The organism is Nostoc sp. DedQUE12b (assembly GCF_034530835.1).
GTDB lineage: Bacteria > Cyanobacteriota > Cyanobacteriia > Cyanobacteriales > Nostocaceae > Nostoc.
The window spans coordinates 37,704-60,634 of sequence record NZ_JAVRCI010000035.1 but is presented as its reverse complement, the minus strand read 5'-3'; the positions used below and the strand labels follow the sequence as shown (position 1 = coordinate 60,634).

The following is a 22,931-nucleotide window of genomic DNA, read 5'->3' as shown; positions in this document are numbered from 1 at the left end:
TAAATATCTTGTATTAAAACTTGGAGTATGACCAAATGTGCGAAATAGTGTCTATCTGCCAAGTCTGATTTAAATATAGACATACACATTATTGTGGCTTAATTTATCCTTCCATATTTTACGTGTGGAGAATAAAAGGTGTTTGCCTTTGTCAGATGCAAAATGTTGTAACTATATAAGTAGGAATTTCTTAATATGGCACAACTACTCACCGAAGCGGAAATTCAAGAACAGGCAAAGGTTTTGTCAGATTGGACTGTTAAAGATTCCAAGTTGCACATTACCCGTACATTTAAAGATTTTATTGAAGCAATTGAGTTTGTCAATAAACTGGTTGAGCCGACTGAGTCAGCCGGACATCATCCAGATATAGAGATTTCCTATAATAAAGTGAAGATTACACTTACAACACATGATGCAGGCGGATTGACGCAGCCAGACTTTGATGTAGCACGGGTGATTTCCCAGATCAATTAAGTGATTTCTTCTAACATCTTGCAACAGACAACAGGAAGTCACTGGGATATAAAGTTTGTATAGCCGAGCCAGTGCGTTCTAAGTGGTAGGAGATTTATACTATGAGTAAGTGTTAGAAGTGATTTTTGATGGCAAACTGCTAAGTGTCTAAAACTTTCAGCAATTTAGCCTGCGTAGAGAGCGAATGACCCAAACTCTACTCCCTGCTTAGATATTTGGATAAGTATGTGTGACAGTTATTAAGGCGATCGCTCCAATCTTGCCATCTAGATCAGATGTTTTATAATGTTATGATATAAAGATATGTTTTTGCATAAGTTAATCACATAAGTTTTTAACCCAAAATTAATCGTTTATTAGCTTTGCAAAAACTAGAATTGTAGTAGTGGCAACTATATCTCATTCACAGGTTTCAATGAGATGTCGCATTTTTGAGAATTAGGTGCAACGAAACCAATTATCTAAACAAGGTGTGAGGAGTAAAGGAAAAATGTCTAATCTATTATGGAAATCCTTAGTGGTTAGCCCAGCAGTTTTGGGAGCAACATTGTTAGTTTCGGCAACAGCAATGGCGGCCCCAAGCACAACCACAGAAGTGTCAGCAGCTAAACAACTAGGTGTAAGCGAAGTTGCTCAACAGCCAGAAATATTGGCTCAGACAACCATAGATCAAGTTAATCGCTACAGCAACGAAGGCAACCAAGGTAATTCTCAGTCTCAAGTAACATCGGTTTCCCAATTTTCCGATGTACAACCTACCGACTGGGCATTCCAAGCATTGCAGTCCTTGGTTGAGCGCTATGGTTGTATTGCAGGTTATCCGAATGCCACTTATCGCGGTAATCGTGCTTTAACCCGTTATGAATTTGCCGCTGGTTTGAATGCTTGTTTGGATAGGGTTAACGAATTAATTGCCACAGCAACAGCTGACTTGGTAACAAAACAAGATTTAGCCACCTTACAACGGTTGCAAGAAGAATTTTCCGCAGAATTAGCAACCCTACGCGGTCGCGTAGATTCCTTAGAAGCGCGGACTGCTGAATTGGAAGCGAATCAGTTCTCCACCACCACAAAACTAGTCGGTGAAGCAATTTTTGCAGTTACTGATGTGTTTGGAGGTACCACTGGTGACAACAATAATACTGTCTTCCAAGATCGGGTACGTTTGGACTTGCAAACCAGCTTCACTGGTAGAGACGTTTTACATACCCGTCTCGCAGCTGGTAACGCAACAGCCTTTACACAATTTGATAACGCTGGTGGTGCTATCAATACTGCTGAAGGTACACAAACCTTTGAAGTTAGTAGCACTGGTAACAATTCTGTTAGGATAGACCGTTTGACCTATGAAGCTCCTATAGGTCCAGCCCAAGTTTATCTCGCAGCTAGTGGTGGACGACACAGCCATTATACTGCTGTCAATAACCCTTACTTTTTTGACAACACTGACGGCGGTAACGGCGCTTTATCTACCTTTGCTACTGAAAGTCCCATTTATCGGATTGGTGGTGGTGCTGGTATAGCACTCAATATACCCCTTGGTAAAGGTCAAGGTATTTTAGGAAATAGCTCAATCACTGCGGGTTATTTAGCATCACAGGCTAACGATCCTACTCTTAGTTCAGGTCTGACCAACGGCGACTATGCAGCTCTCGGACAGTTGAACTTTAGTGTTGGCGATCGTTTGGCTTTAGCTGCTACCTACGTCCACGGATATAGTGCAAGTGGTGCTTTATTCGACTCTGGTACAGACGGAGCAACTGGAGGTTTTGATGTAGGTACTGGACAAGCTAACTTTTTAGGTAATGCAGCAGGTGTAGTAACCCCATCTAGCAGCAACTCCTACGGTGTGTCGGCTGCCTTTAGACCTAGCGACAAACTGTCCATTAGTGGATTCGTCTCTTACCATGACGTCACAGGTGTAGGTGCAGATGATGATTATCAAGCTTGGAGCTACGGTTTAGGGGTAGCCTTACCTGATTTCGGTAAAAAAGGTAACGTTTTAGGTGTTTTTGCTGGTGCAGAACCCTATTCCTTTAACCGCCCAGGTTTTGGTGGCAACAATGATATACCCTATCACGTTGAAGGCTTCTACAAGTATCGTGTGTCGGATAACATCTCTGTAACCCCTGGTGTAATCTGGTTGACCTCTCCTGGTCAAAACAGCGATAACGATGATGCTATTATCGGTACGCTCAGAACTACTTTCACCTTCTAGAGTGTTGATTATCTACTGAGAATTTTGAACTCTATTTCTCCCCGCCATGAGGTGGGGTTTTTGTTTTCGGTAATAATGGATAAACCCCAGTAGTTAACCGGAGTATAATAGAAAAGTTAGAAGTTATGGCGGGTTTGATATGAATAGACTAGAGTAATGCCCACTCTACAAGTGACTTACGCCGCGAACAGCTTTCTCTGAGCGAGCTTTTTTAGTAGAAGTTGGTGGTATAAAGCTACATATCGCGTAGTATCTTAACTCTACCAATTTGAGATTTTGAATTCCAGATTAATGACTCCTAACTCCTAATTTCTACCCCTAACTTATTGCTGCTTGTGGAACTATCCTGTAAATCGGAATACGCAATTCTCGCCTTATTAGAGATGGCCGCTCATTACGAAAGCGGCGAACCGCTGCAAATTCGACAAATTGCAGCACAACAAAACATACCCGATCGCTATCTGGAACAGCTACTAGCAAGCTTGAGGCGTGGCGGTATAGTTAAAAGTCAGCGTGGCTCAAAAGGTGGCTATCTATTAACGCGAGAACCCCGAAAAATCATCCTTTTTGAGATTTTGGAATGTTTAGAAGGCTTAGAGGCGCGAGCTGGTGAAGAAAACGTTAATTCCAAAAGCATAGACAGTTCAGTTATAGAAGAAATTTGGCAAGAAGCAAGTCGCGCGGCAAATTCAGTCTTACAAAAATATACGCTCCAGGATCTTTGCGAAAAAAGAGATTCGCGGCGGCAATTAGATGTCATGTACTACATTTAGTCAAGAGTCATTTGTCATTTGTTGATGACTAATGACCAATAACAAATAATTAATAATTAAGGACTAATTTATGCGAATAGCTCGTAACATTACAGAACTAGTTGGTCGTACCCCTCTAGTGCAGTTAAACCGGATTCCTCAAACAGAAGGATGTGTTGCAGAAATTGTGGTGAAACTGGAAAGTATGAACCCATCGGCATCAGTCAAAGACCGGATTGGAGTAAGTATGATTAACGCCGCAGAGGAGGAAGGGCTAATTACTCCTGGGAAGACAGTATTGGTAGAACCCACTTCTGGAAATACCGGTATTGCCCTAGCAATGGCAGCAGCAGCAAAGGGTTATCGATTAATTTTGACAATGCCAGAGACGATGAGTGGAGAGCGTCGGGCAATGTTGCGAGCATACGGGGCAGAACTGGAACTAACACCAGGAATGGAAGGTATGAGTGGGGCAATTCAACGAGCGCAGCAAATAGTTAATACTACACCAAATACCTATATGTTGCAGCAGTTCCGCAATCCAGCTAATGCAAAAGTGCATCGGGAAACTACGGCAGAGGAAATCTGGGAAGATACCGATGGACAAGTCGATATAATTGTGGCAGGAGTGGGTACAGGTGGTACGATCACTGGTGTAGCAGAAGTGATTAAAGAACGCAAGCCTAATTCCAAGGCGATCGCAGTTGAACCAGCCAATAGCCCAGTTTTATCTGGGGGACGACCAGGGCCCCACAAAATCCAGGGAATTGGTGCTGGGTTTATTCCCCAAGTATTAAAGATAAAATTGATTGATGAAGTGATTACCGTCACCGATGAAGAAGCGATCGCTTATAGTCGGCGTTTGGCAAAAGAAGAAGGGCTACTATCTGGCATTTCCAGTGGAGCAGCTTTATGTGCAGCAATTCGCGTCGCCCAACGTCAAGAAAATAAGGGACGTTTAATTGTGATGATTCAGCCCAGTTTTGGTGAGAGGTATTTGAGTACACCGTTGTTCCAAGACCTAGAGGCAAGATTAGCCACTAGCGTCAGTTAACAATACATTGAATTAATGGTCAATTCTAAGCACGTTTCTAACCATTACGAAACTCTCAAAGTTAGTCCAAGCGCAAGCCAAGCGGAGATTAAGCAAGCTTATCGCCGCTTGGTTAAGTTGTTTCATCCTGACAGTAATCAGGAAACAGCCGATCGCGAGCAAATTATCCGCATCAATGCAGCTTATGAAGTCTTAGGCGACAACCAAAATCGCCGCAATTATGACCAAGAACTGCAAGATGACTCCCAAAAATTAAATAGCGATCGCCAACAGCGTACAGCATCAGCCCAACAGCATTACCAGACCACACGAAAAACCGGACGTGATGTTGACGAGCAAGTTGAAGAATGGCTGCGTCAAGTTTACCAACCAGTAAATCGCTTGCTTTGTACCATTCTTTATTCTTTAGAAGAACAAATGGAGCAATTAGCTGCCGATCCCTTTGATGATGAGTTGTTAGATGAATTTCAGGAATACTTAAAAACCTGTCGAGATGACCTCAAGCAGGCACAAACTACTTTTCGCTCCCTGCCAAATCCCCCTAGTCTCGCAAGAACAGCCGCTCACCTTTATTACAGCCTCGATCAAGTAGGAGATGGACTCGATGAATTAGGTTACTTTCCTTTAAACTACGATGAGCGTTATTTACACACAGGTCATGAACTATTCCGCATAGCTACGAGATTGCACTGTGAAGCACAAGTGTCTGTAAATAGTCATTAGTCATTGGTCATTAGTCATTAGTCAAATAACAAATGACTAATGACTAATGACAACTGACAAAGAAATTAGTTTATGCTGGAAGCAGAAAAAGATTAAGAAATTTTAAATTCTGCTAATAGTGTACTCATGCAATGCATTGTTAATCGCCGCGCCCAGTTTTCAGCAAGTCATCGTTATTGGTTGCCAGAACTGAGTGAAGCCGAGAATATTGAGAAATTTGGTGCTGGTACTAGATTTCCGGGACACGGGCATAACTATGTCTTATTTATCTCCCTAGCCGGGGAATTGGATGAATATGGCATGGTGCTGAACTTGTCTGATGTGAAACACGTAATTAAACGGGAAGTTACCAGTCAATTGGACTTCTCTTATCTCAATGATGTGTGGGCAGAATTTCAACAAACTCTGCCTACCACTGAGAATATTGCACGGATTATCTGGCAACGGCTAGCACCTCATTTGCCTCTAGTCCGTGTGCAGTTATTTGAACATCCTGAACTTTGGGCAGATTATATGGGAAACGCAATGGAAGCCTACCTCACCATCAGTACTCACTTTAGCGCCGCCCATCGGCTAGCTCATCCTAACCTTAGTAACGAAGAAAACACTGAGATTTATGGTAAGTGCGCTCGTCCTAACGGTCACGGACATAACTACCATCTAGAAGTCACTGTCAAAGGGGCAATTGACCCACGTACTGGCATGATTATTGATTTAAGTGCCCTGAATCAAGTGGTAGAAGATTATGTGGTAGAGCCATTCGATCACACATTTTTAAACAAAGATATTCCCTATTTTGCCGAAGTTGTACCCACTGCTGAAAATATCGCACTTTACATTAGTAATTTACTGCGATCGCCCATTCAGGAATTGGGAGCTAAACTTTACAAAGTAAAATTGATTGAAAGTCCGAATAACTCCTGTGAAATCTACTGCACGGAGTCTGAATCGGATTCAGTCAGCGCATCCGTGAATCAGCCAGTACTAGCACAAGTTTAGCTAATTGGAAATTAGGCATAGGACATAGGGAATGTATATAATCCCCATGCCCATGCCCAGCTAAAAAAGTTTACTTACTAAGCAATTAAAACCAGGTAACAAAGGGCTTGTCAGTTCATCTTGATTGAATAAGGTAGCTGCTAACTTTAATGCAGCCTGTTCGCGTCGATAAACCTCAACTTTCTTTTGTACAGAATCGCAAATCCAATATTCTTGAACTCCTTGTACTGAGTACAGCTTTAGCTTTGTTTCTTTGTCGCGTTTCTCGTTTTTTTCACCGGGAGATAAAACTTCTACTACTAACTCCGGTGCGCCCGTGAGATGTCCAGCTTCATCTAGTAAATTTTTTAAGCGTTCATGGCTTGCCCACACTACATCAGGGATCACATTGTCCGAATCTGAGAAAATAATTCCAGGTGCGATCGCAGCTTTACCTAGACCAGTTTCATCTGACCAAATCTTAAGAGCTGTAGCAATATTGACGCAACTCGTTTGATGATCCCAGTTAGGCGCTTTAGTCACAAATAGTTCTCCATCAATAATCTCATAGCGATTTCTGCGATCGCTAGCAAATAGCTCTAGATCAGCAGTCGTCCAACGCACTGGAGTTGTTTGCATAGAAACCACCTAGCCTTTTCCTAAATCATATTTTAAAAATACCGACGACGGACGGAATGTCGCAAATAGCGATAAATGCCCCACGCTAAAACTCCAAAAAAGAGATTTAGTAAAAAACGACTAAATATAAACCACAAAATATAAGTGTCAAAAAACTTTGACGGACTCAAAGGACTAACAGTCCTGATTAAAAGAAACAACCCAAAAATAGCATTTCCACCTAGCATGAGGGCAAACAACACTAAACTCCTCTGCCAGTAACGGCGCTGGATTGTACGTTCTGAAATCAGGGTAATTACAGGTTTACCTTGCACTTTTCGCAGTAATTGTTCCAGCCGCCAAAACATCCACAACAGAAACGGAAATAAACCGTAACTTAGGAAACGTAGGGGTAATGAATAACCCCAAGCACTAGATAGGACATTCACTAGAGCATGACAGATTACAGAATTTAGCCAAGCCCTAAAAATAAATTTTTTGTCTCGATTTAAGCGATTTTTAGAAGAAATATAGATTCCTAATGCATATCCCCAAGGTGCAGAAAACATAGCATGGACTGGCGTGCCGATAGTACGTTCAAAAACTGATGCTGTACCGTGGAAAAAGTAAATCCAGTTCTCTTCGGCAGTGAATCCAAGGGAAACAGCGATCGCGAAGAGGAAAACGCTAGAGTGAAGTAATCGATACTTGCGTTGCAGATAGTAGCTTGGGATAACAACCGCAGCCAACTTGCAGCCTTCTTCAATTGGGCCTATTTCCACAAGCTGACGCAAGGCTGTACCAAGAAGCGATCGCTTAATCTGATGCCAGCCTACAAAAGAGTTCGCTACATTTTCAAAATCCCATTCGAGTCTAAGGGCTAAAAAACCAGATATTGCCCCAATGATAAAGAACATCAGTAACTTTAACAGAGGTGGGGCAAATGGTATCCGACAGTAGTAGTAGCCTAGCAGCAGTAAGGGTGGTATTGCTGCCCACAACAGTAGAGATAAATCAACCACTCACCTGAGCGATCGCTGTACGGTGACGGTGGGTATTGTTGGTGATAGTGGGAGCTTGGAAACCCGCCTCAACAATAGCCTGCTCAATGTCTAAAGCAAAATATTCATCTAAATAAGGTTCAGTACTTTTGAGCAAAGTCAAAATGTAGGCTGGCATTTTCTTGTAAACTTCAGATTTGGGATTCATATCCATAATTGCCAAGTAGCCACCCGGACGCAACACGCGGCGCATTTCAGCTAAAATCTGTCGGGTTGCTGATTGGGGTAATTCGTGGCACATCAGGAAAATGGAAACTAAATCAAACGAGGCATCAGGTAGCCCAGTAGATTCAGCTTGGGCATGAAGCCAGTTAATTTTAGCTTGACGTTGCCCAGCGCGGTAATTGGCAACGGCTAAGAAGTAGGGAGATAAGTCTAAGCCTGTAATTTTGGCATGAGGATAAATTTCTTGCATGGTAAATGTACTCAAACCCACACCACAAGCCAAATCTAAGATGTCTTGGGGTTGATTGGGGATTTGCGCTTTGAGGATATCGTGGTAACTTTGGCGCAGTTTAGCATCTCCTTCTGCTCCAGCATCTTGCCAAATTCCAGCATGGACAGTACGAGCAGCAACTTCTAACTCGCAAGCAGCTTTCCAACTGAGGTTTCCACCTTCGTAGGCATGGAATGTCCGCAAATAGTATTCTGGGTATGAAAGCTGAGGATTTTCTACTTGAGCTAAATCAGCCTTCCAATCATGCGCCTGTAGTGTTTCAACTTCTTGTGTCCAAGGCACACCAATTCTCTCGGCACGTTTAATCATCATTTGTCTAGCTTGATGCTTGGCTAGATTAGCTAAAGGCTGAATTGCCAGTATGCCATTTACCAAGCGGGAAGCTAAACCAGGATTAGTGTTTACAGCAGCAGTCATAAATTAGTTTGCATTTAACAGCCTTTTCTACTTATGACATAGTTGCTAGACAGCAGTCTAGAAATGAATTGAATTGTATAACGGCAGTCTGCCTCCTTTGGCTTGCCCCATGCAACAAATATTATAGAAAGTTGACATTTGCAGAGCAGCAAAGTTCTGAGAATATTTGAATGATGCTGGGTTACATTTTCTTTTTATCAGAGAATTTTATTCAAGACTGGTAAAATTTTGATACTTAGCAACATTTGTCTCAACAAGAATGGCAAAAAACTGAGTGCAATTTATAAAGAAAAGTACAGTAAGTTCGCTTATTGGAATCAAATATGGCCAGAGCAAGAAGAAGAGCAAGTGGCTTTTTAAAAGATTTTCAAGAATTTGCCCTTAAAGGCAATGTAGTTGACTTGGCGATCGCTGTGATCATTGGTAGTGCTTTTGGCAAGATTGTCACTTCCTTTGTTGAAGATGTGATCATGCCATTGATTAATCCCTTGGTTAGTTTTAGTGGCAAAGACTGGAGAACAATCACCATTAGTCCAGGAATCAAGATTGGTGAGTTTCTTGGCGCAATAGTTGACTTTGTAATCATTGCCTTAGTTTTATTTGTGGCAATTCGAGCCTTACAAAAATTCAAGAGACAAGAAGAAGTAGCCGATGAACCCTTGCCAGATCCTAACCTTGTAGCCCAAGAAAGATTGACTGGCGCCTTAGATAGGCTGAACCAAAACTTGGAATCTCGGAATAATCAAGTTTTGTGAGTAGGGAGATGAAGGAGAAATCAATTCAAAATTCAAAATTAATTGTACCCTTACAGGCAAGCAAGCTACGCACAGCGTCTCGTAGAGAAGAAAAAAGCTGAGGGAGATGTAGGTTTAACTTCCCGTAGGGTGGGAGATGAGGAAGTGAGGGAGAAATATTCAATCCCCATACTCCATGCCCAATGCCCTACTTTAATGCCCTACTTTGCAGTAGGCTTGAGAGCTAACAACACCTCTAATTCACTAGTGGATTTATCAGGGCTAATAGCAGTAAAACCAAGACCACGAATGGAATTTAGGATGGTGATAGTATCGGCGTTAGATGATACAAAACTATTGATCAGGGGCACAGTTTTAGTTTTATCCATATCCAGGTAGAAATAGCCGCCATTGGGCTTTTGCAAAGAACCAGTCACGGCTTTGAAGGCGTCGCTAGTGTCAAGAGATGGATTTTTGCGATCGCTAACAACCTCAGCAATTGGGCCACCAAGAGCTACAAATACAGTATCTTGATCTAGCCAACCATGTGCTAATAAAGCTCCTTGTCGGGGTATTTGCCATTCAGTTACATTTTTACCACCGATATTTCTGTTGGCGACGTTGATTTGTTGGGCTTTGGCAAGGGTATCCAATTTTGTCAAGGTGGCTTCGGCAGTTTTGCGATCGCTAGTATCAAATACTAAAGCACCTCCAAAACCAACACTCGCTAATACTCCTTGATTTGATGGAATCGCACCAAAGGCGAATTCCCCATTCATCCAACCAAAAACATCCTTATCTAGGTCTATATTGGCGAATTTCAGTTGTCCTCGCGCTTGTTCCAGAGCTTGCTTCATTTCTGGATAATCTTTTGACTGCTCTACTAGCACTTCCCAACCACGGCTGATGCCATTTCCGCTAATCAGAGCAAAGGTATCAGCAGGAAATTGCCCGACTATATTCCCAGGACTTGATTGATACTGAAATTTATTTAATTGCGGATCTAAATTAGCGATCGCTTTTACCCGTACTCCCGCATCATCAACACCAACACCCGCTACCACAGATTTTATCTGCTTCAGTTGCGTCAGGGTTTGTGGGGGTAATTGCTTTGCCTGGGGATTTCCAGCAGTTAATTGCTGTATCATTCCGGCATAGTCTGGTACATAAATTTGGGCGAGGCTGTTTTTAAGATCCACTCCTTTAAGAATGCTGCTAGCACCTTCTTTATTGGCAAAAGAAGACTGTCCCTTAAACGTGTCAATTGCTTTTTCTACAGCTTGCTTTTCGGGGGCTAATACCAACTGACTATCATTTAAAACGACGCTATACGTCGGCTTGCCATTTTGTGTAGTTTCGATAATTTTTTGACCTTGATAGTCAGATTCCTGTAATTTCACCCCTTTTTGTGACTTCAATTTGTTTGCAAAATTTAACGCACTGAGTTTGTCCTTGATTCCCACCACTATCAAGATATTTGATTCCTGCTGTAAATTTGTTGGTACATTAGTTGTCCCAGAGGGTACCTTTAACTGTGCCGGTTTTACAGGATTTGGTGGCAATACAGCAATCATCACACCACCAGCCCAAGGCTTTATGTCTTTTTCATAAGAAACGTTACTGTCACTAAAAATTTGCTTATTGAAATCTTCCAGACCTTTTGCCACTAACTTTTGTGCTTCTGGAGTGCCAAACTGCTGTAATTTTGCCCAGGCTTCAGAGTCAGTAGTAATATAAGTTGCCATCAGTGCTGTTGAAGGTACTACTTTAGCGCTACCTAGAGCGTCTGATGTACCTCCTGGTGAGCCTTTAAAGTACGTATAAGCCGCTATACTTCCTACGACAACGACGGCAGCACCAACAGCAGGAATGAGAAATTTTGATTTACTTTCAGGCATTTTGTTATCCTCTTTTGCTCAGATTGTTACCGAGATTTATACAAGTGTCACTGTAGAGTTTTCGGATTTATAATAATTTCCGCTAATCCATCGCTAGACTAACCCATGACAAAAGGATTCAGCAGCACGCTGATTGAGAAGTTGCACATCTACCTCCCACTTGCAGAAAATTGTTGCTTTTGACATCCATGATGAATCAGATATTAATCATAAAAATTCTCAGCTAAATGTCATGTCTCAATTAGTAAACATCCAACTTAAAAGTGATTTTTCACTACAAATGGGTTTTTGCAAATTAAATACATAGCAATCCTATCTGATTTGTAAAAATTGCAAGGCTGAGATTCCCGACAACTCTTATGAAGTTGGGAATCTGATTGTTTAGGAATGATTTCAGATTGCTATAGCACTTGGATCTCCCAGTCCATCTATACAGCAAACAAGCTAGCGATCGCCCGCCGATTTGTTAAAAAAGTTAAGAAGATTTGGGAAGCGCAAAATCAATCTACAAGCGTACTCTCTGAACGACTTTTACAGTCACTCGCCAGTATGGGAGTTTTTACGGAGACAAAAATCGATTATTTTACTCTTACGCAACTGGTATCCTACATCTAGTTTCAACTCCAGTTGGTATTTACTGATAAAATTAGTAATCCTATAAATTAGCGGTCTAAAATTACTCTCAAAAATACTTCAATCAGATGAGGAGCGAATTTGCAAATGATATGCTGTTCATTTTAAACAAAGTAGCGTGTTTAGCAGCAAGCTATCCTAAGTTATAAAAATAATTAGGAGTATTTGTACTTAATGAGAATCTATAGAGGGACAAGAGACTCTTGACTCAATGCCAAAAAAGTGCAGAACATCAGGAAAAGTAAATGCGGCAGGAATATAGAAAAAATCTCAGGATCGGTAGCCGATCTTCGGAAGTTCGGGTGAGATTAATTTCAATCTCCCAATCCCAAAGGGGAGTTCTCACCTCCATAATGCCCTGTTGATTTGGGAAATACATCAAACACCGCTATTTTACTTAACTACATCCAACCAAGCCAGACTTTTCAGGATTACAAGGTCAGTAAGCATCAATGTCGCAGTCTTATTTTGATACAGATAATAACGGACACAAACCTTTTGAGTTACCGGGAGCAAGACCACACTACAACCCCGATCGCCCCGGACAGGTAGAGCATATTTTTCTCGATCTCAGCTTGGATATCCCCAAGCAAAGCTATCAGGGCAGTTGTAGCATTCGCCTCTTGCCAATCCGTAATGGTATTGATCGTTTGACTTTGGATGCTGTCAACCTAAATATCGAGTCTGTGCAGGTGGACGAAGTGCCACAAACTTTTGACTATGACGGCGAACAGCTTTCTATTCAACTTTCTCAGGCAACCCAGATTGGTCAACGCTTGCTGATTGCGATCGCTTACTCAGTGGCAAAACCGCAACGCGGTATTTATTTTATTCAACCAGATAAGCACTACCCAAACAAGCCTACTCAAGTCTGGACTCAAGGTGAAGACGAAGACTCTCGCTTTTGGTTCCCCTGCTTTGACTATCCAGGACAACTGTCTACTTCGGAAATTCGTGTCCGCGTTCCCAACCCTCTTGTGGCGATTTCCAACGGTGAATTAATTGACACCATAGAAGATGGTGATTATAAAGTCTATCATTGGTTACAGCAACAAGTTCATCCTACCTACTTGATGACTTTAGCAGTAGGCGATTTTGCTGAAATTCGAGATGAGTGGAAGGGTAAACCTGTCACCTACTATGTGGAAAAGGGACGGGAGGAAGATGCTAAACGCAGCATGGAAAAAACTCCCCGAATGATCGAATTTTTGAGCCAAAAGTATGGTTATCCATATCCTTTTCCGAAATACGCCCAAGTTTGCGTCGATGACTTCATCTTTGGTGGCATGGAAAATACCTCCACAACACTCTTAACAGATAGATGTTTGCTGGATGAACGTGCCGCCTTAGATAATCGCAACACCGAAGCTTTAGTCGTTCACGAACTGGCGCACCAGTGGTTTGGTGATTTGGTGGTGATTAAGCATTGGTCTCATGCTTGGATTAAAGAAGGGATGGCTTCTTACTCTGAGGTGATGTGGACAGAACAAGAATATAGTCTAGAAGAAGCAGCTTACTATCGTTTATTGGAAGCTCGTCGTTACTTAAGTGAAGACAGCAGCCGTTATCGCCGTCCAATGGTAACGCACGTTTACCGAGAAGCTATTGAACTTTACGATCGCCACATCTACGAAAAAGGATCTTGTGTCTATCACATGATTCGAGCCCAATTGGGAGATGAGTTGTTTTGGCAGGCAATTCAAACATTTGTCCAAGATAATGCCCACAAAACCGTAGAAACAGTAGACTTACTCAGGGCGATTGAAAAGGCAACCGGACGTAATCTTTTGTTCCTGTTTGACCAATACGTTTATCGTGGTGGTCATCCCGATTTTAAAGTAGCTTACTCTTGGGATGGAGATGCTAATTTAGCAAAAATTACAGTCACTCAAACCCAAGCTGATGAAGGTAAAAATGGCAGTAAGGATTTGTTTGATTTAAAAATACCTATTGGTTTTGGCTATACCCAACAAGAAAAAGTGAGGAATGAGGAGTTAGGAGTTAAAAATAATTCCAAACTCATAACTCCTAACTCACAACTCAAAATTTTTACTGTCCGCGTGAATGAACGCGAACAAAGCTTCTACTTTCCCCTAGAAAATAAACCCCAATTTATTAGCTTTGATGTTGGAAATCATTACCTAAAAACAGTAGTTTTAGAATATCCAATCGCGGAGTTAAAAGCACAGTTAGAATTCGATCCAGACCCGATTTCGCGTAGTTATGCAGCAGCAGCTTTGGCGAAAAAAGGTGGGTTAGAAGCAATTAAAGCACTGTCTGCATCGCTAAAAAATGACCCATTGTGGGGTGTGCGCGTGGAAGTGGCAAAACAACTAGCCCAAATCAATTTGGATCAAGCTTTTGATGGCTTAATTGCTGGGTTAAAAGATAAAAATGCTTATGTGCGACGAGCTGTAGTGGAAGCACTTACTCAAATCAAAACTGCTGAAAGCTATAAAGTTATCAGAGGGTTAGTGCAAAAGGGCGATCCTAGTTATTACGTGGAAGCAGCGGCTTCTCGTGTGATCGGGGCGATCGCATCGGCAAACTTAGAAGAAAAACCTAAGGAAGATAAGGTATTAAAGCTGCTGAAATCCGTTTTAGAAGAAAAGGCGGGTTGGAATGAAGTCGTGCGAAGTGGGGCGATCGCTGGTTTAGCTGAATTCAAAACTTCGGAAGCAGCTTTAAATCTACTAATCGAATATACCAAACTCGGTGTGCCACAACCCCTACGTTTAGCCACAATTCGCGCTTTAGGAAAGATTTCTGTAGGTCAAAGTCCAGTTAATTTGGAACGGATTTTAGAAAAATTAACAGAACTAGCCAAAGAAAGCTTCTTTTTAACGCAAGTGTCGGTAGCAGCAGCATTAGGACAAATGGAAACACCCAAAGCCGTGGGGATTTTGCGATCGCTAGCTGAACAAACAGCTGATGGGCGTGTACGTCGCTCTGCTGAAGAAGAAATTTCTAAGGTGCAAAAGAACATTGGTTCAGAAAAAACTCTGCGTCAACTGCGTGAAGATTTCGACCAACTCAAACAACAAAATCAGGAATTGAGAAGCCGTTTAGAAAACTTGGAGGCCAAATCTAAATAGCATTACATGATAATTAAAAATCGGTAATTGGTAATTGTGGCAAAGCTATTACCAATTACCAAGGTTTTAGTTGATGCTGTAATTTTATTTTCCACTTAAAATCACAGGGATAAATAAACATAGTACCAAGATCCCCGACTCATAACATAAGTCGGGGATCTTTATGTTATGAGCGGTTACTGAGTTTCAATTTGCATATATAGGTACATATTTATATTTGTATTTATATAAATTAAAGTTAAGAAAAGATAAAATCATCTCAAACTTGGATAAGTAGTTGTAGTTTTATAAAGTATAATTAAGAAAAAGATAAATAAATCTAGGCAGTAACAGATGCTAAAATCGCCTCGAACACTATCCCCGAAGGGTAGAGTTCTAGTTGTTTTAGATAGAAAAGTACCGCTATCCTGCAACTTACAACTAACTTGTAGGTCAGCAGAAAAACAATCATTGTAAATTTTTCAGTTGAAGAGGCAAAAAAAGGCGTGGGTCAGTATCAACCTGCTCAACTAAAACTCTATAATCCAGATGCGATCGCTCGCTACTATAGTTATCGTCCGTGGATAGCCTGGGGGCGACTGCTGAGAATTATCTCCTCCTTTGCAGGATTTATACTCAGTCTGAAGTGGGACGAGTGGCAAGACAAAGTTGAGCAGAACAAGGGTAAACGAGCTATCCAGTTACGAGAACTGCTCACCCGCCTCGGCCCGACTTTTATTAAAGTTGGTCAAGCCCTCTCCACCAGACCTGACCTGATACGCAAAGATTTCTTAGAAGAACTGATCAAGTTACAAGACCAGTTACCACCTTTCGATAATGCGATCGCTTACCAGATTATCGAAAGTGAACTAGGCCGTCCAATTCACGAAAGTTTTAGCGAACTGTCACCTCACCCAGTTGCTGCTGCTAGCTTGGGTCAGGTGTACCGGGGTCGTCTGGTTAGCGGTGAAGAAGTCGCCGTAAAGGTGCAACGCCCCAACTTACACCCGGTAATTACACGCGACCTATATCTAATGCGTTGGGCAGCAGGTTGGCTAGCTCCTTGGTTGCCTTTAAATCTCGGTCACGACCTAACTTTAATTGTGGACGAGTTTGGCACGAAGTTATTTGAGGAAATTGACTATATTAATGAAGGCCGCAACGCCGAGAAATTTGCTAGCAACTTCCACAATGATCCACAAGTAAAAGTTCCAGGAATTTATTGGCGTTATACCAATACCCACGTTTTAACCCTGGAATGGATTGACGGCTTCAAGCTGACAGATACTCAACACATCCGCAAAGCAGGTTTAGACCCAGAAGCAATCATCCAAATTGGTGTTACATCAGGATTGCAACAGCTTTTAGAATATGGTTTCTTCCATGCTGACCCTCATCCTGGCAATTTGTTTGCTGTACCCGATGGTCGTATGGCTTATATTGACTTCGGCATGATGGATCAGTTGGAAGAAAGCACCAAAGAAACGCTGGTCGATGCACTAGTGCATTTGGTGAATAAAGACTATACCGACTTAGCCGAAGACTTTGTAAAATTAGGGTTTCTGACTCCAGATACGAATATTTGCCCGATAGTGCCAGCACTAGAAGCGGTGCTAGGAAACGCTATTGGCAAAAATGTCAAAGATTTTAACTTCAAAACTGTTACCGATGAATTTTCGGAACTGATGTACGAATATCCTTTCCGAGTTCCGGCAAAGTTTGCTTTGATTATTCGTTCTCTAGTTACCCAAGAAGGTATTGCCCTTAGCCTTAACCCCGATTTCAAAATTATTGAAGTGGGTTATCCCTATATAGCGCGGCGGTTGCTGACAGGAGAATCGCCAGAATTACGGCGACGATTATTGAATGTGTTGTTCAAAGATGGTAAATTTCAGTGGCAGCGGTTAGAGAATTTGATTGCGATCGCTCGTACCGATAACAACTTTGATGTATTGCCCACAGCGCAGATGGGGTTCCAATACTTAATATCGGAAGAAGGCAAGTTTTTAAGGCGACAGTTGGTGCTTGCTCTGACTGAAGATGACCGCTTGCACACTGAAGATATCCAACGCCTGTGGAACTTGGTTAAAGATGACTTAAAACCGGATCGTTTATTAAATGTAGCGATCGGGATTTTAACAGAGTTATCCAGAGAAGGGGCAGCCGCTATCCTGCCAAAAGCGACATTACTTGGGTCTTTTGCTGAGAACCAGTCAACAAATAAAAAGTAAAAAACCTTTATAAATTAGGAGTTTTCATGTATTATTTTCCTGAGCAACCGCCTTACTTTCTCTTAATTGTTGGCTTTTTGATAGCATTAACATCTGGTTTGGCATTATCTGGCACTTTAAAAGTAATTGTGCAGAACTGGCCAAGCGAACGAGCAGAAAATACTCAGCCACGTTCCTCATTAAAACAATTACTTGTACCATTTATCGGCATAACAGGCGGTACTTGTCTATTTATGTCTTCAGGCTTAGAGATATTTGGCTTTCCCCCATCCTTGGCTTTAGAAGTCGGTCTACCAATTAGTCTATTTACTTGTTTGCTAGTTTGGTTGCAGTTGGGAAGTATGATGACCTTTATACAACGCGAAGGTATGCAATCTTTAGATTTAGATTCTTTTTCTTAAAAAAGAGTTGGAAATTAAGACTTTAACATTCAAGAGAGTCTGAAACTCTCTTGAATATCTATTGAGCAATTCTATGCTTGAAGTTGCGATACTTCAGCTTAATATTGTTTATTCTTTGCTGAATAAAGCTACTAGTGGACTTTTGCAGAAGTGTTAGCTTGCTGGGGCGCTTAAAGCTTTGAGGACGTTTTTCAGGTGATTTTAAATAGCGATAATATAAGAAAACATCGCGGTAAGCAATATCAACATCTTCCCCCCCACAAAGCCTCGTAAAAGCTGAAGAAGATACACTCATATAGTGTAAGTATGTCAATTTTTGCCCTTGGTCGTAAAGAATATTATCTACAACATCAAATTTAGAAGTCCAATGGCAACCAGTCGCTTTACCGTGATAAGCGTAATTGTAGTAAGAAATTCCACTACGTAAAACTAAATAGTTGAGAACTGTTTGATCGGAATCTGCCCATGCCAGTGCATCAGCTTCACCTGCTTCTAAGTTTACTAGTAGATTTGCTAAATTAGCATCGTTAAAAACACCCTTTTTAGAAGCAAACCAACCAGAACAAAAAATTTGATTCCTAATATCTTCTATAGGAAAAATCTCTGCTAGCTTATCTTCTGTCCAGTTGAAAATATAATTCAAATCGGATCTATATTGAAAGTCATTTGTAATCCAATCATATTCATCCAACTTTTGATAAACATCATCGAGTGATTTCATCAATAAGGTATCTCCATCAAAGAAGATAAACTTGTCAAATGGGCCATCTAGACAGCAGAGTTTTCGATGTCTTTCTATACGATAATTATCTGGCAAACCATATTCTCGCCATAGCTTTAACGCCCTTGGGTGAGCTTTCCAAATACGAGAGCCAAAGTCCTCCCAGTAGGCTATGGAATCAGAATTCTCAAATAAAGTAACATTATCTCTAGATGCAATTTCTGCCTTTACTTTCTCTAGCTGGTCATTATATGGAATTACACAAACAGGAATTTTTCTACCAGCATTAGCTTCGATGCTGTTGAGCAAAGCAACTAGTTGGTCATATACAACATCATTCGCTAAGGTGTAAATACCATCAATCATTGGGATACTCCTAATATTAAGTACGCGCAGAAACAAAGGGAAATAAACGGCGAGTCAGTTTGGGGATGAAGGCAAATTTACCCTCATGGAGATAGCGATAGTGTTCCCACAATTGCCAATAGGGACTACCAGTTTTCATCCGCGTACCAGCCCAGTGGAGATATTTCAGTCGTTGTCCTCGGTCATACAGGGCGTAATCTTGCTGTTGGAAATTTCGCGAACCGGCCCAACTACCAGGCCCTCCCCCAGGAATTTTAACGAGATTTCCACGTTTAGAAATTAGTTTGAGAACAAGATAATTTAAAATTGGTTGGTCTGTAACTCCTTGAGAAAAATCAAAATATTCGCGATGTGCTGCACACTCGCGTAAAGCTTCATCCATTTGTTGTTCGGTAATAATTCCTTTTCTCGAAGCCCAAAAACCGCTGTTGAAAACATCTTGAAGTTGGGCATCGGAAAAAATTTGCTGCTCTTTTACCAATGGGGAAAAAATATTTCGCAGCTTTTCATTAGCATGATGATAATCACAGCAGAAGAAATCGACTTCTGAAAGTTTGTCCAAATTGTCGGCAATTTTTTCAAAAACGACAATATCCGTATCAATATAAATAAATTCATTTAAAGGCCCAAACCACGCCACTAATTTACGCATTTTGTTGGGTAAGGCAAGGAAATCTCGATCAAAAATTTCGCCGATGCGTTTGGTAAAGGTATCAATAAGTTCTAAATCTGGGAAAATTTGGACGTTGTGTAAGGTAGCAAGCTGTTCTGCGACCTTGTGATAATTGTCATTAAAAGGTATGAGATAAACGGTAACTTCTGGGTCATAGTAACGAATGCTATTGAGCAGAGCAATAGCATTATCGATAACGCGGTCATTGGCAACGATATAAATACCACTACTCATAAATTATCCTTGTTTAATTAACTTAAGTTTTTGCAAAGCTCTGGTAAGTAAATTTGGTACTGGAGTGTCATTATAATTTTTAAGAGGATTGTTAAATACTGGACGCTTTTCTGGTTCGTGTAAGTAACGATAATAGAGAAATAACTCTCGATAGGGAAAGTCAATATTTTCTCCTGCACAGACTGCTTGATTTATATTAGGAGGAATCCCAATGTAATGGAGATAAGTTAGTCTATTACCGCGATCGTAAAGAAGATGTTCTCGTTCCTCGAAGTGTTTAGAGCTAGCAGAACATCCTGTTTTTTCATGATCTGGCAATTGGCGAGCAAAGTTATAAATAGAAAGATTAGACCTCATTACCATGTAGTTGATTAATGGTTGCTCGCCAGCACCACCATACAAAATTTCTGACTCCCCATTTTGTAAATTTGATATTAACCAATCTCTTTTTTCAGAGGCAAATAGTCCTTGTTTGGCTCCATAAAAGCCTGAGCAAAATATTTCAGAATCAATGCGTTTTTGCTCAAAAACTTTTAGTAATTTGGGAGAATTAACATTATATATTTTACTAACGTCTGTAAATTGGAAATCGTAGACCACAAAATCATAACTCTCTAGCTTTTCAAACACTGTCGCTAGTGAGTTCATTACCAAGGTGTCTGCATCTAAATAGATAAACTTCTCAAATGGCCCATCAAAAGCGCAAAAACGACGGTGAGCGCCATAAAGACGGGATTTACTCCGATTCAATCGTTCTGGCGCTGCTGCGAGCATAAATTGATCCCAGCGGTTGATTGATTCTTGGTCATCGTAAAGAAATACATTAGGGCGTTTAGCTATTTCGTCAGCAATCCGTTGTGTCCGATCGTCGAAAGGATAGATACAAACAGGAGTTTCTGAGCCTAAGATAACATCAATACTGTTGAGCAAAGCCACCAGTTGATCGAAAACATAATCATTGCCAAGGGTACAAATACCATTCATAATTTATGAGTGTTTCTCAACAAAGTTTGATAACCAGTTAAGCAGGTTTAATTTGTGTAAAATGATTTGACGTGCTTCTGCGATCGCATCTTTGGCAGCATACCAAGCATCAGGTGTAGCTGCCACTTCTTGGATGTAGGCAATGCCTTTTTCATCTAAACTGGGCAACCGCAAAAAACTACCCGGTGGCAATAATTTATCAGCAGCCGGGCCACCATAATAAATTGGTAAACACCAAGCAAGTAAACTATCCCAAAGTTTCTCACTCACATACCAATTATTATCAGCATAGTTTTCAATTGCCAGATTGTAATAGTATGGTGCCATACCATACCATTTATTGCTTAGTTCTCCGGAACTGTTCGCCCATTCTGGTAAGTTACGCCCATACAAATCAAATTTCATGCCACTAGATTGCAAAGATTGTAAAAAATCTAAACGCTGGCGATGATTGGCTGTGCGGCTAATTCCCGAAGTAATCCAACTACATGGGGCAACTTTTGGGGGCGGTGGCATTTCATTTAAATCTTGAAATGAATTTGAGTGATACCAAATAGCAGGCATATAGTCAGGAGTGGGAGCAAAATCATCGGGGCCAGAAACGTAGCCACAATACTTCTGGGCTTCTTGATAATTATGATTAGTTATTTTTACAACCTCATCTAAAGGTGGTTCTCTGAGCAAATAAATAATCCGCTCTTTGTTAACACCGCGCAGTAGAGATTCAACATTTACTACTGGTTTTTGCTGCTGTTTGCGAAAACTATCTAACCAAGATTTTTGCGGCGATGCTTGAGGAAAATCAAATTGATATAGCAACATAAAGTCTGGCTTTTGTGCCATTTTCAACATTTGGATGTTGTTCCAAACACCAAAGTAGTGCGGAGTTTGTTGCCATAACCAATCTTTATTTTTAGCAAGGCCTGAATAGCTGCTAATCATGCCAACAGTTTTAATAGTCATAAATCGTATTTATTCGGTTATTTCTCAGTTAAATTTTGTATCGTTACCTAAAATTGGTGGACGCCGATCTTCTTCTATGTAGCTTAATATTTTGGTAATTCTATTCTCCCAAGAAAATTGCTGGGCAAAATCTATACTAGCTGCATAACCCTCTATTTTTCTGGGATAGGTTTCTAAAGTATGTTGAATGGATTGGGCAAGTTTTTGCGGATTATCTGGTGTACACCAACTGGCAATCAAAGGTGATGTTTTGAATTCCATTAAAGGTGGAATCTCAGTTGCAACTATAGGAGTGCCAGCAGCCATGTACTGAAAAAACTTAACTGGATTCGTGAAATCTGCTGATTTTCCAGCGCAGTGAGGATGAACCAAAATATCAGCTGCTTGAAACAAGCTGACTAATCGTTCTCTTGGAAGTATCCAGCCTAAAAATTTAACGTTTTCGACATTTTTATCTCTGGCTATTTGTTGATATGCTTGTACTTGTGCTTCTGTTCCTCCTGTGATGACAAACTGGATTTCTGGTAATTCTTTGGCAGAATCAATTAAGAGATCGACTCCTTTGAAAGGATACAAAGCGCCTGAATAGACAACTAAATGCTTACGTCCATTTATAAGCAATTCTTGCCGCCACCTTTCGGCTGATTCGGGCTGTCTGATTGAAAATGATTGATTGAATCCGTTATGTAGCCAAACTACTTTTTCCGATGGCATTCCATTTTCTATTAGGCTTTGCCGGATGGGTTCTGATTGAGTTATGGCTATTTTAAAATAGGGACTATGGACAATTTCCGGCTCAAATTTTCGGTCTTGAAAGTAGTGACGTTCATAGATTGTAGGAACTTTGCTTTTGACTGCCGCTTTAACAAAATTCCAATCTCGCGTGTGGACAACTTTGGTATGAGGTAGAATATGAACTGGTAAATAATATTTGGTTACGACTGTACTAGAGTTAGTAAATTTACCACCGATTCGATCGATAGGCCAAGGCATTGGTAATGCAGCTATTTTAAGCTTTTCTTGAACATCGTAAAATTCGATAAATTCTTTGCTGGGCTTTTTGGGTTGATAAGGATAAATTAACGATAGTAGATTAACAGAATAATTTTTTTTATCTTGATAAATTAAAACTGAGGAGTAGCCTAAGTTAGCTGCTGCGTTGGCACAAAGAACATCATGAATTTCGTGTGCTGTATCCGGCTTTAATGATAGCTCTCCGGTGTAAAAAATATATTGATTTTTATTTGAAGAATTTATCATTTTT

The 22,931-nt window shown here is 40.9% G+C and carries 20 protein-coding genes; 11 read left to right on the top strand and 9 right to left on the bottom strand.

What is annotated here, in order from left to right; genetic code table 11:
- Positions 1-195 precede the first annotated feature (195 nt).
- The 6 genes from RMY16_RS18100 (at position 196) to RMY16_RS18075 (ending at position 6,223) form a co-directional block, all read left to right on the top strand.
- On the top strand, positions 196-477 hold the full coding sequence (locus RMY16_RS18100) for a 4a-hydroxytetrahydrobiopterin dehydratase (RefSeq protein WP_322737571.1): 282 nt from the start codon (positions 196-198) through the stop codon (positions 475-477).
- Positions 478-967: 490 nt separating this feature from the next.
- Positions 968-2,695, top strand: coding sequence for an iron uptake porin (locus RMY16_RS18095; RefSeq protein ID WP_322737570.1), 1,728 nt, complete (start codon positions 968-970; stop codon positions 2,693-2,695).
- 335 nt (positions 2,696-3,030) lie between these two features.
- Positions 3,031-3,468 carry an Rrf2 family transcriptional regulator gene (locus RMY16_RS18090; protein ID WP_322737569.1) on the top strand — a complete coding sequence of 146 codons (438 nt, stop codon included), beginning with the start codon at positions 3,031-3,033 and terminating at the stop codon, positions 3,466-3,468.
- 70 nt (positions 3,469-3,538) lie between these two features.
- Positions 3,539-4,501: a cysteine synthase A gene (gene cysK, locus RMY16_RS18085; RefSeq protein WP_322737568.1), complete on the top strand. Its 963-nt coding sequence runs from the start codon at positions 3,539-3,541 to the stop codon at positions 4,499-4,501.
- A gap of 15 nt (positions 4,502-4,516) precedes the next feature.
- Positions 4,517-5,224, top strand: a complete 708-nt coding sequence (locus RMY16_RS18080) for a J domain-containing protein (RefSeq protein WP_322737567.1) — start codon at positions 4,517-4,519, stop codon at positions 5,222-5,224.
- 126 nt (positions 5,225-5,350) lie between these two features.
- Positions 5,351-6,223, top strand: coding sequence for a 6-carboxytetrahydropterin synthase (locus RMY16_RS18075; RefSeq protein WP_322737566.1), 873 nt, complete (start codon positions 5,351-5,353; stop codon positions 6,221-6,223).
- 60 nt (positions 6,224-6,283) lie between these two features.
- Here RMY16_RS18075 and RMY16_RS18070 read toward each other — a convergent pair whose 3' ends face one another.
- From RMY16_RS18070 to RMY16_RS18060, 3 genes are read right to left on the bottom strand one after another with little or no spacing between them, the layout of a single operon-like run.
- Complete coding sequence (locus RMY16_RS18070; RefSeq protein WP_322663653.1) at positions 6,284-6,841, bottom strand: Uma2 family endonuclease; 558 nt, start codon at positions 6,839-6,841, stop codon at positions 6,284-6,286.
- A gap of 32 nt (positions 6,842-6,873) precedes the next feature.
- On the bottom strand, positions 6,874-7,842 hold the full coding sequence (locus RMY16_RS18065) for a PrsW family intramembrane metalloprotease (RefSeq protein WP_322737565.1): 969 nt from the start codon (positions 7,840-7,842) through the stop codon (positions 6,874-6,876).
- The gene (locus tag RMY16_RS18060; protein WP_322663657.1) at positions 7,835-8,755 is read right to left on the bottom strand and encodes a class I SAM-dependent methyltransferase; all 921 of its coding nucleotides are present in this window, start codon (positions 8,753-8,755) and stop codon (positions 7,835-7,837) included. The genes RMY16_RS18065 and RMY16_RS18060 overlap by 8 nt, the downstream gene beginning before the upstream one ends.
- Positions 8,756-9,078: 323 nt before the next feature.
- Here RMY16_RS18060 and mscL point away from each other — a divergent pair, with 323 nt between their 5' ends.
- Positions 9,079-9,510, top strand: coding sequence for a large conductance mechanosensitive channel protein MscL (gene mscL / locus RMY16_RS18055; protein ID WP_322663659.1), 432 nt, complete (start codon positions 9,079-9,081; stop codon positions 9,508-9,510).
- A 200-nt stretch (positions 9,511-9,710) separates the two neighbouring features.
- On the opposite strand, the gene RMY16_RS18050 is transcribed toward mscL, so the two are convergent.
- Positions 9,711-11,387, bottom strand: a complete 1,677-nt coding sequence (locus tag RMY16_RS18050; RefSeq protein ID WP_322737564.1) for a DUF3352 domain-containing protein — start codon at positions 11,385-11,387, stop codon at positions 9,711-9,713.
- A gap of 387 nt (positions 11,388-11,774) precedes the next feature.
- Between RMY16_RS18050 and RMY16_RS18045 the strand changes: the two genes are divergently transcribed.
- From RMY16_RS18045 to RMY16_RS18030, 4 genes are all read left to right on the top strand, one after another.
- Positions 11,775-12,002, top strand: coding sequence for a hypothetical protein (locus tag RMY16_RS18045; protein WP_322737563.1), 228 nt, complete (start codon positions 11,775-11,777; stop codon positions 12,000-12,002).
- Between the two features lie 470 nt (positions 12,003-12,472).
- Positions 12,473-15,115: a M1 family metallopeptidase gene (locus tag RMY16_RS18040; protein WP_322737562.1), complete on the top strand. Its 2,643-nt coding sequence runs from the start codon at positions 12,473-12,475 to the stop codon at positions 15,113-15,115.
- 485 nt (positions 15,116-15,600) lie between these two features.
- A complete protein-coding gene (locus RMY16_RS18035; protein WP_322737561.1) occupies positions 15,601-17,325 on the top strand; it encodes an AarF/ABC1/UbiB kinase family protein in 1,725 nt (574 codons plus the stop codon).
- A 26-nt stretch (positions 17,326-17,351) separates the two neighbouring features.
- Positions 17,352-17,726, top strand: a complete 375-nt coding sequence (locus tag RMY16_RS18030) for a hypothetical protein (protein ID WP_322737560.1) — start codon at positions 17,352-17,354, stop codon at positions 17,724-17,726.
- 58 nt (positions 17,727-17,784) lie between these two features.
- Here the strand turns inward: RMY16_RS18030 and RMY16_RS18025 are convergent, their stop codons facing one another.
- Genes RMY16_RS18025 through RMY16_RS18005 form a run of 5 tightly spaced genes read right to left on the bottom strand, consistent with a single transcriptional unit; the run spans position 17,785 to position 22,927 of the window.
- Positions 17,785-18,813, bottom strand: a complete 1,029-nt coding sequence (locus RMY16_RS18025) for an Npun_R2821/Npun_R2822 family protein (protein ID WP_322737559.1) — start codon at positions 18,811-18,813, stop codon at positions 17,785-17,787.
- 16 nt (positions 18,814-18,829) lie between these two features.
- Positions 18,830-19,720 carry an Npun_R2821/Npun_R2822 family protein gene (locus RMY16_RS18020; RefSeq protein ID WP_322737558.1) on the bottom strand — a complete coding sequence of 297 codons (891 nt, stop codon included), beginning with the start codon at positions 19,718-19,720 and terminating at the stop codon, positions 18,830-18,832.
- A gap of 3 nt (positions 19,721-19,723) precedes the next feature.
- Positions 19,724-20,704: an Npun_R2821/Npun_R2822 family protein gene (locus RMY16_RS18015; protein ID WP_322737557.1), complete on the bottom strand. Its 981-nt coding sequence runs from the start codon at positions 20,702-20,704 to the stop codon at positions 19,724-19,726.
- A gap of 3 nt (positions 20,705-20,707) precedes the next feature.
- The gene (locus RMY16_RS18010; RefSeq protein WP_322737556.1) at positions 20,708-21,667 is read right to left on the bottom strand and encodes a glycosyltransferase family 10 domain-containing protein; all 960 of its coding nucleotides are present in this window, start codon (positions 21,665-21,667) and stop codon (positions 20,708-20,710) included.
- Positions 21,668-21,691: 24 nt separating this feature from the next.
- Entirely contained in the window at positions 21,692-22,927 is a 1,236-nt protein-coding gene (locus tag RMY16_RS18005; protein ID WP_322737555.1) for a glycosyltransferase, read from the bottom strand.
- Positions 22,928-22,931 lie beyond the last annotated feature (4 nt).

Bases quoted from the DNA above. Each gene is read 5' to 3' on its own strand.
- RMY16_RS18025 (WP_322737559.1), bottom strand. From the start codon at position 18,813: ATGATTGATGGTATTTACACCTTAGCGAATGATGTTGTATATGACCAA.
- RMY16_RS18100 (WP_322737571.1), top strand. From the start codon at position 196: ATGGCACAACTACTCACCGAAGCGGAAATTCAAGAACAGGCAAAGGTT.
- RMY16_RS18075 (WP_322737566.1), top strand. From the start codon at position 5,351: ATGCAATGCATTGTTAATCGCCGCGCCCAGTTTTCAGCAAGTCATCGT.
- RMY16_RS18020 (WP_322737558.1), bottom strand. From the start codon at position 19,720: ATGAGTAGTGGTATTTATATCGTTGCCAATGACCGCGTTATCGATAAT.
- RMY16_RS18015 (WP_322737557.1), bottom strand. From the start codon at position 20,704: ATGAATGGTATTTGTACCCTTGGCAATGATTATGTTTTCGATCAACTG.
- RMY16_RS18080 (WP_322737567.1), top strand. From the start codon at position 4,517: ATGGTCAATTCTAAGCACGTTTCTAACCATTACGAAACTCTCAAAGTT.
- RMY16_RS18040 (WP_322737562.1), top strand. From the start codon at position 12,473: ATGTCGCAGTCTTATTTTGATACAGATAATAACGGACACAAACCTTTT.
- RMY16_RS18095 (WP_322737570.1), top strand. From the start codon at position 968: ATGTCTAATCTATTATGGAAATCCTTAGTGGTTAGCCCAGCAGTTTTG.
- RMY16_RS18045 (WP_322737563.1), top strand. From the start codon at position 11,775: ATGATTTCAGATTGCTATAGCACTTGGATCTCCCAGTCCATCTATACA.
- mscL (WP_322663659.1), top strand. From the start codon at position 9,079: ATGGCCAGAGCAAGAAGAAGAGCAAGTGGCTTTTTAAAAGATTTTCAA.
- RMY16_RS18060 (WP_322663657.1), bottom strand. From the start codon at position 8,755: ATGACTGCTGCTGTAAACACTAATCCTGGTTTAGCTTCCCGCTTGGTA.
- RMY16_RS18050 (WP_322737564.1), bottom strand. From the start codon at position 11,387: ATGCCTGAAAGTAAATCAAAATTTCTCATTCCTGCTGTTGGTGCTGCC.
- RMY16_RS18005 (WP_322737555.1), bottom strand. From the start codon at position 22,927: ATGATAAATTCTTCAAATAAAAATCAATATATTTTTTACACCGGAGAG.
- RMY16_RS18030 (WP_322737560.1), top strand. From the start codon at position 17,352: ATGTATTATTTTCCTGAGCAACCGCCTTACTTTCTCTTAATTGTTGGC.
- cysK (WP_322737568.1), top strand. From the start codon at position 3,539: ATGCGAATAGCTCGTAACATTACAGAACTAGTTGGTCGTACCCCTCTA.
- RMY16_RS18070 (WP_322663653.1), bottom strand. From the start codon at position 6,841: ATGCAAACAACTCCAGTGCGTTGGACGACTGCTGATCTAGAGCTATTT.
- RMY16_RS18010 (WP_322737556.1), bottom strand. From the start codon at position 21,667: ATGACTATTAAAACTGTTGGCATGATTAGCAGCTATTCAGGCCTTGCT.